The sequence below is a fragment of the Pseudomonas sp. SbOxS1 genome, assembly GCF_013416725.1.
Classification (GTDB): Bacteria; Pseudomonadota; Gammaproteobacteria; order Pseudomonadales; family Pseudomonadaceae; genus Aquipseudomonas.
Genome location: NZ_JAAVXC010000027.1, coordinates 1 through 6,126, shown reverse-complemented (window position 1 = coordinate 6,126; position 6,126 = coordinate 1). Strand labels below are relative to the sequence as shown.

The 6,126-nt window shown below is 64.4% G+C and carries 6 protein-coding genes and 1 pseudogene; 1 reads left to right on the top strand and 6 read right to left on the bottom strand.

The features are described 5' to 3' along the window. Positions 1 to 183: 183 nt before the first annotated feature. The 5 genes from HFK74_RS22535 to galB all read right to left on the bottom strand — a co-directional run bounded on the left by HFK74_RS22535 (position 184) and on the right by galB (position 4,652). Complete coding sequence (locus HFK74_RS22535) at positions 184 to 813, bottom strand: PQQ-binding-like beta-propeller repeat protein (protein ID WP_180205403.1); 630 nt, start codon at positions 811 to 813, stop codon at positions 184 to 186. Between the two features lie 35 nt (positions 814 to 848). Then, complete coding sequence (locus tag HFK74_RS22530; RefSeq protein WP_180205404.1) at positions 849 to 2,069, bottom strand: helix-turn-helix domain-containing protein; 1,221 nt, start codon at positions 2,067 to 2,069, stop codon at positions 849 to 851. A 62-nt stretch (positions 2,070 to 2,131) separates the two neighbouring features. Continuing rightward, the gene (locus HFK74_RS22525; protein WP_180205402.1) at positions 2,132 to 3,202 is read right to left on the bottom strand and encodes a 4-oxalomesaconate tautomerase; all 1,071 of its coding nucleotides are present in this window, start codon (positions 3,200 to 3,202) and stop codon (positions 2,132 to 2,134) included. Positions 3,203 to 3,204: 2 nt separating this feature from the next. Then, positions 3,205 to 3,921: a 4-carboxy-4-hydroxy-2-oxoadipate aldolase/oxaloacetate decarboxylase gene (locus HFK74_RS22520; protein WP_180205401.1), complete on the bottom strand. Its 717-nt coding sequence runs from the start codon at positions 3,919 to 3,921 to the stop codon at positions 3,205 to 3,207. Continuing rightward, a complete protein-coding gene (gene galB / locus HFK74_RS22515; protein WP_180205400.1) occupies positions 3,918 to 4,652 on the bottom strand; it encodes a 4-oxalmesaconate hydratase in 735 nt (244 codons plus the stop codon). The genes HFK74_RS22520 and galB overlap by 4 nt, the downstream gene beginning before the upstream one ends. Before the next feature lie 157 nt (positions 4,653 to 4,809). Between galB and HFK74_RS22510 the strand changes: the two genes are divergently transcribed. Next, complete coding sequence (locus HFK74_RS22510) at positions 4,810 to 6,024, top strand: LysR family transcriptional regulator (protein ID WP_180205399.1); 1,215 nt, start codon at positions 4,810 to 4,812, stop codon at positions 6,022 to 6,024. Here the strand turns inward: HFK74_RS22510 and HFK74_RS33435 are convergent. Then, positions 6,020 to 6,126 (bottom strand): annotated as a pseudogene (locus HFK74_RS33435) (outer membrane lipoprotein carrier protein LolA); the annotation flags it as partial. The gene HFK74_RS22510 and the pseudogene HFK74_RS33435 overlap by 5 nt on opposite strands.

Here is a 6,126-nt window from a genome sequence, read left to right as displayed (position 1 = left end):
TAACCATAGATGTAAGAGCGAAACCATAAGTGGCCGTTACCGCAGGAATGGATATGTACGCCTGAAAGATAATCATCGCCTGTCAGGACGCCTTCGCCGGCAAGCCTGGCTCCTACAGTAAGTGCGAAATACTAGGTGGCCGTTACCGCAGCAATGGATATACACCCAATCCAAATCAAACCCTCAAGGCCGCTGCACCACCCTCACCCGTCCACTGCTGCCACCCCCACAGAAAAACCGCTCGCCACCGTCGGATTCCAGCCCCGACACACCGACGCCATCCGGCAACCTGAGGCTTTCCAGCACTTCGCCAGTGCTCGGGTCGACGCGGCGCAATTCGCTTTCCTCGCCTTCCCAGGTGCCATGCCACAGCGCGCCCTCGACCCAGGTCACGCCCGTGACGAAACGGTTGGATTGCAAGGTGCGCAGGATATTCCCGGTCTCGGGGTCGATCTGGTGGATTTTCCGTTCGCGGTACTGGCCGACCCACAGCGAGCCTTCGGCCCATGTCAGCCCCGAATCGTTGCCACCACCGGGGGCCGGGATCGTGGCCAGGATTTCTCCGGTGCGAGGGTCGACTTTCTGGATGCGGTCCTCGGCAATCTGGAACAGATGCTTGCCATCGAAAGCGGTGCCGGCGTGGGCGGCGACATCGAGCGAGCGCACCACGTAACCCGAGTCGGGGTCTAGGGCATGGAGCTTGTCGGTGGTGGCAAACCACACCTGCTGACCGTCCCAGGTGACGCCGTGCACGTCAGTGACATCGTCAAAGGGGCCATATTCACGCAGGATCCGCGCGGCTGACTGTTTCATCTCGGTATTCCTCCAAAGGGGTTGGTGGGATCATCCTAGCCACCGGGCAGCGGAACCGGGAGTAACAAGGTCGTCGCGAAACCGGGCACCGGCGGGGTCAGCCAGCGCCGCGCCCGTCCCTGTCCGAACGACTGCACCTTGCCCTGGGCTGCCAGCGCTTCAAGCGCCCGTTGCACCCCGCGCTGGCTGTTACCCAGCGCCAGGGCCAGGGCCGAGCTCGACCAGGACTCACCGTCGCCCAGCAGGGCGAACACCGCTGCATATTTCTCTTCGACCGGCGGTGTGAGCAGCACCACGTCCGGTGAAACCTGCGCCACCAGGGCGAATCCGCGCCGGGTGGCCGTTACCGTAGCCAGGGGTTTCAACGCCGCGCGCAAGCGGCCGATTTCAACCCGCAGCCGGGCTCGATGGGAGTCATCACTGAGCTTCAAACGAAAGGCCCGGGCGATGAGGGACTCCCTGGGCACATCCCCCGGCCAGGCTTCAGCGAGTACGCGCACCAGGGAAAACAGGATCGGACGCCTGGATAGGGAAACCGACATGCCCGCGCCACGCACGACAGAGCGGCAAGCGTCCACCACCAGTGACGTCGAGGCGAGAAGCGCTTCCACTTCGTCGAGCAACAGAGGCCGTTCCTCGCCACGGACGAGTTGGTGTGCGGCGGGACTGTTCAGGATGGCTGATGCACTGTCGACCTCCGCAGACAGCGCCGGAATGCCAGCGAGTTGCGCGGCGAGTCCGGCCCTGGCGAGCGCGGCCCGTGCAGCTTGGGAATGCAGATGGCGCATCGCGATCCCCGCCACGACCAGTTCATGGGTCGTCCGCAGGGGGGGCGGCAACGTCGCCGGGTCCAGTTCAACGAGCTGCTCGTGGGCCTCATCGAACCGTCCGATCAGCACCAGGCGACGGATGCCGAGATACCGCGCGTGGGCGGCATTGATCAGGTCGCCGTGGGCTTGCAGCGTGACCCGCGCCGCTTCCAGCGCCTGCACCGGCCAGCCGAGGTCCCGGGACGCCAGCGCGATCTCGGCTTCGGCAACGACGCAGCGCGCCCGCGCCACGACTTCCTTCGGCCCGAAGGCCCGCGCAGCCCTACGCACCAGCGCCTTGGCCCGGGGCAAATCACCCAGTTGCGCCATGGCGATACCGCGCAGTGCCAACGCGGGCGCATCGTCGCGCAACGCGATCCGGTCCAGCGCACCCAGCGGATCGCCCGCCGCCAACGCCTGCGCTGCGGCGGTGATCAGCGAATCCATTGCAGTCCTGCCACGCGTGTCACTCCTGCGGTGATAAGCCCCGTATGAGTCTATCTCACCCCTCAGTACAGCGTATCCGGCACACACACGCTTCCATCAAACAGCAATCTTGCCGTGCGCATTAGCCCGCAACCCACCAGAACGCTGCCTTGCAGGCGCAGTTCGACGGTGAATTCCCCGGTGGGGTGCTCAATTGAAAGCTGCTTCACGTCCCCCTCGGCGATACGCGCCAGGCCCTCCGCCACACTGCCCTCAATCAGGCAACCAACGGCCACGCTGACCGCACCGAACACGCCAATGCTGGTGTGGCAGCGATGGGGAATGAAGGTGCGGGTGCTCAGCGCGCCGCCGGCCTGCGCCGGCGCAACCAGGCACATCTTGGGCACGTTGCGCTGGCTGACCTCGCCCAGGTTCATGCGTGGGCCGGCCTGCAGGCGGATCGATTCGAGCCGGGCCTTCAACGCAACATCGGCATCGAGCTGCCCAGGGCTTTCATCGCCGCGCAGGCCGAGGTCCGAGGCGCGGATCAGCACCACCGGCATACCGTTGTCGACACAGGTGACCTCGATGCCATCGAACACATCGACAGCCTGGCCGGTGGGCAACAACGCACCGCAACTGGACCCGGCGACATCCTCGAATTCGACGATCAGCGGCGCGCCGCCACCGGGCACCCCGTCGATCCGCGCTTCACCGCCATAGTTGACGACGCCTTGGGGCGTGGGCACATGGGCCACCGCGATCTGCCCGGTGTTTTCCATGAAAATCCGCACCGGGGTCACATCGCCCTGCACGGCCACCAGCCCGCGCTCGATGGCGAACGGCCCGACCCCGGCGAGGATGTTGCCGCAGTTCTGCCCGTAGTCCACACGCGGTTCATCGACCAACACCTGGGCGAACAGGTAATCGACGTCGGCATCAAAGCGCGCGGAGGGCTGGATGATCGCCACCTTGCTGGTCAACGAATCGCCACCGCCGATGCCATCGATCTGCCGCGCATCCGGCGAGCCCATGACCGCCAACAGCACGCGGTCTCGCAGCGCCGGTTGAGCGGGCAAGTCGCCCGCCAGGAAGTAAGCCCCCTTGGACGTTCCACCGCGCATCAACAGGCAAGGAATCCGTCTCTGGCCCATGCTCAGTCTCCGAGTTCGTCGAGGCTGTCGACGTAGCGCAAACCCTTTTCCGCCAGGCGCGCGCGCATGTTGTAGATGTCCAGTCCCAACTCGCCCTTGGCCAGGCGCATGGCCTTGTGTTCTTCCAGGTCGGCGCGGGCACGGCTGGCCTCGACCACTTGCGCGACTTCGGCGCGGCGCACGATGACCACGCCATCGTCATCGGCCACCACCACATCCCCTGGGTTGACCAATTGACCGCCACACACCAGCGGCAGGTTGACCGAGCCGAGCGTCTCCTTGATCGTGCCCTGGGCATTGATGGCGCGGGACCAGACCGGAAAACCCATCTCGCGCAAGGTGTGGGTGTCGCGCACGCCGGCATCGATCACCAGGGCGCGCACGCCGTGGGCCTTGAGCGAGGTCGCGAGCAGGTCGCCGAAGTAACCGTCGGTGCACGGTGAGCTGGGGGCAACCACCAGGATATCCCCCGGACGGCACTGCTCCACCGCCACATGGAACATCCAGTTATCGCCCGGCGCGACCAGCACCGTCACCGCCGAACCACTGATCACCGTCCCCCGTTGAATGGGCCTGATCGAAGACGCGAGCAGGCCTTTGCGTCCCTGCGCTTCATGAATGGTCGCGACGCCGTAGCGTTGCAGCTCATCAACCAGCGCCCGCTCGGCCCGGTCAATGTTGCGCACGACAATGCCGGTTTTGCCGATCAATTCGCTCATGCCAGGTTCTCCGTCACGCGCGGGAAAATGCTTTGGTAACCTTCGCCATAGACGATGTCGCGGCTGGAGGTGATCCCGACATTGCGCTTGGCTTGCACGCCGCGCTGCAGGGCCACGCGGGTGTAGTACTCCCACAGATGTTCCTGGCCGGCCATGCACTGGATGGCCGCGTACTTCTTGTCCCAGACTGAAGTGATGTCCAGCAGCACATCGGGGCGCCATTCGCATTGTTCGGGCTGGTGCGGTTCGAAGCTGTAGACCGGTGGCGCGCCGACAATTTTCTCGCCCGGTTTGTAACCTTCGGCCTGGGCGATGATGCGCGCTTCCTGGGTCAGGTTCATGGCCAGCGGGTGATCGTAGTTGTACGGGTCTTTCTGCGAGTGGCTGAGGACGAACTCCGGTTGCACCCGGCGAAACACATCGGCGAGGCGGAACAAGGTTTCCTTGTCCGCGCGCATCGGGTAGTCGCCAATGTCGAAGAACTCGACGCTGGCCCCCAGGATGTCGGCAGCGGCCTGGGCTTCTTCGCGGCGCGCACTTTTGACTTTTTCTTCGCTCATCTCGCCCTTGCGCCACAGCTTGGCGGACTCGCCGCGCTCGCCGAACGACAGGCAGACGATATGCACGTTGTAACCCTGTTGCGCATGCAGTGCGATAGCGCCGCCCGCGCGCCAGACGAAATCGGCAGAGTGAGCGCTGACCACCAGCGCGTTTTTTGGTGACTCGATCATTGCGGATACTCCTCCTGCGTGTCCAAAGAGCATCGCACCGGGACCTGCCTGCGCAGTAATGCGTTGCAGTGTTGCAGGTATACGTTTTTTTTATTGCCACTGAATCAGGGTGGCGGCATAGTCCGATGTAAACATCGATCTTCCGAGCTCCAGCACCATGCAATCCACTGAACTGCCTAACCTCATGCACGTACGCGCCTTTGTCCGGGTGGCCGACCACGGCAGCGTTTCCAAGGCGTCGGTGGCCCTGTACCGGGCGCAGTCAGTGGTGACCCGGTCGATTTCCGAGTTGGAGACCCGACTTGGCGTGCCGCTGTTCGAACGCCACGCCAATGGCATGCGTTTGACCGATTACGGCGAACGCCTGCTGCCCCGGGCACGCCGCGTACTGGCTGAGCTGGAAAGCGTGCCGCGACTGTTGACCGGTGGGGAAAAACGCGCGGTCGAGCCGCTTTACCTGTTCCAGGCCCGACGCCTGCAAGTGTTCATCAAACTCTGTGAAACGCACCATATGCAGACCGTCGCCAGTCTTCTGGGCCTGAGTCAGCCGGCGATCAGCTCGACCATCAAGGTCATGGAAAACGGCTGCGGCCAGACGCTCTTCGAACGTACGCCACGCGGCCTGCAGCCGACCCGCGCCAGCCATGAAATCCTGTTCCCGATTCGCCGGGCACTGAACGAGTTGCGCCACATCGAGATGGACATCACTGCCCTGCGCGGCACCCTGCAAGGGGTAGTGCATGTCGGCGCCCTGCCCCTTGGACGCACGCGGATATTGCCGGAAGCGATCGTGCGCATGATGGCCGAGCACCCGGCTATCCAGGTGATTACCAATGAAAGCCCGTTCGACCTGCTGGCGACTGAGCTGCGCGCCGGCGATGTCGATTTCATTTTCGGCGCCTTGCGCTCGCAGGACTACGCCAGCGACTTGACCGGCGAGTCGTTGCTCTCGGAAGACATGGTGGTACTGGCTCGGCGTGATCACCCGCTCTATTCAAAAACGACCCTGCACGACGAACTCAGCGCTGCCCGCTGGGTGCTGCCCCGCGCCGGCTCGCCGGCCCGGCAGATGCTCGATGAGTGTTTCACCCGCTTCGGCATTGCGCCGCCCCGGCCGGTGGTGGAAAGCGCCGACATGGCGATCATCCGCGGATTGTTGCTGCGCTCGGACATGCTCGCGGCGGTGTCCGCGCATCAACTGGAACAGGAGATCGCCTCCGGCGAGCTGTGCATCCTGCCCCTGGAGCTGAAACAGACCACCCGCGCCATCGGCCTGACCTATCGCACCGGCTGCCTGCATTCGCCGGTGGCCCAGGCCTTGATGGACACGATTCGCCGGGTGATCCGCGAACAGGCGGTTCGGGTCCTGTAGGAGCGAGCCTGCTCGCGAAGAACCTGAGGGCGCCGCGGGGTACCAGGCTTCCCGCGTCATCGTTGACGACCATCGCGAGCAGGCTCGCTCCTACATGAGCAC

Excerpts from the sequence above, each read along its gene's own strand:
- HFK74_RS22535 (WP_180205403.1), bottom strand. The coding sequence starts at position 813 with ATGAAACAGTCAGCCGCGCGGATCCTGCGTGAATATGGCCCCTTTGAC.
- HFK74_RS22530 (WP_180205404.1), bottom strand. The coding sequence starts at position 2,069 with ATGGATTCGCTGATCACCGCCGCAGCGCAGGCGTTGGCGGCGGGCGAT.
- HFK74_RS22525 (WP_180205402.1), bottom strand. The coding sequence starts at position 3,202 with ATGGGCCAGAGACGGATTCCTTGCCTGTTGATGCGCGGTGGAACGTCC.
- HFK74_RS22520 (WP_180205401.1), bottom strand. The coding sequence starts at position 3,921 with ATGAGCGAATTGATCGGCAAAACCGGCATTGTCGTGCGCAACATTGAC.
- galB (WP_180205400.1), bottom strand. The coding sequence starts at position 4,652 with ATGATCGAGTCACCAAAAAACGCGCTGGTGGTCAGCGCTCACTCTGCC.
- HFK74_RS22510 (WP_180205399.1), top strand. The coding sequence starts at position 4,810 with ATGCAATCCACTGAACTGCCTAACCTCATGCACGTACGCGCCTTTGTC.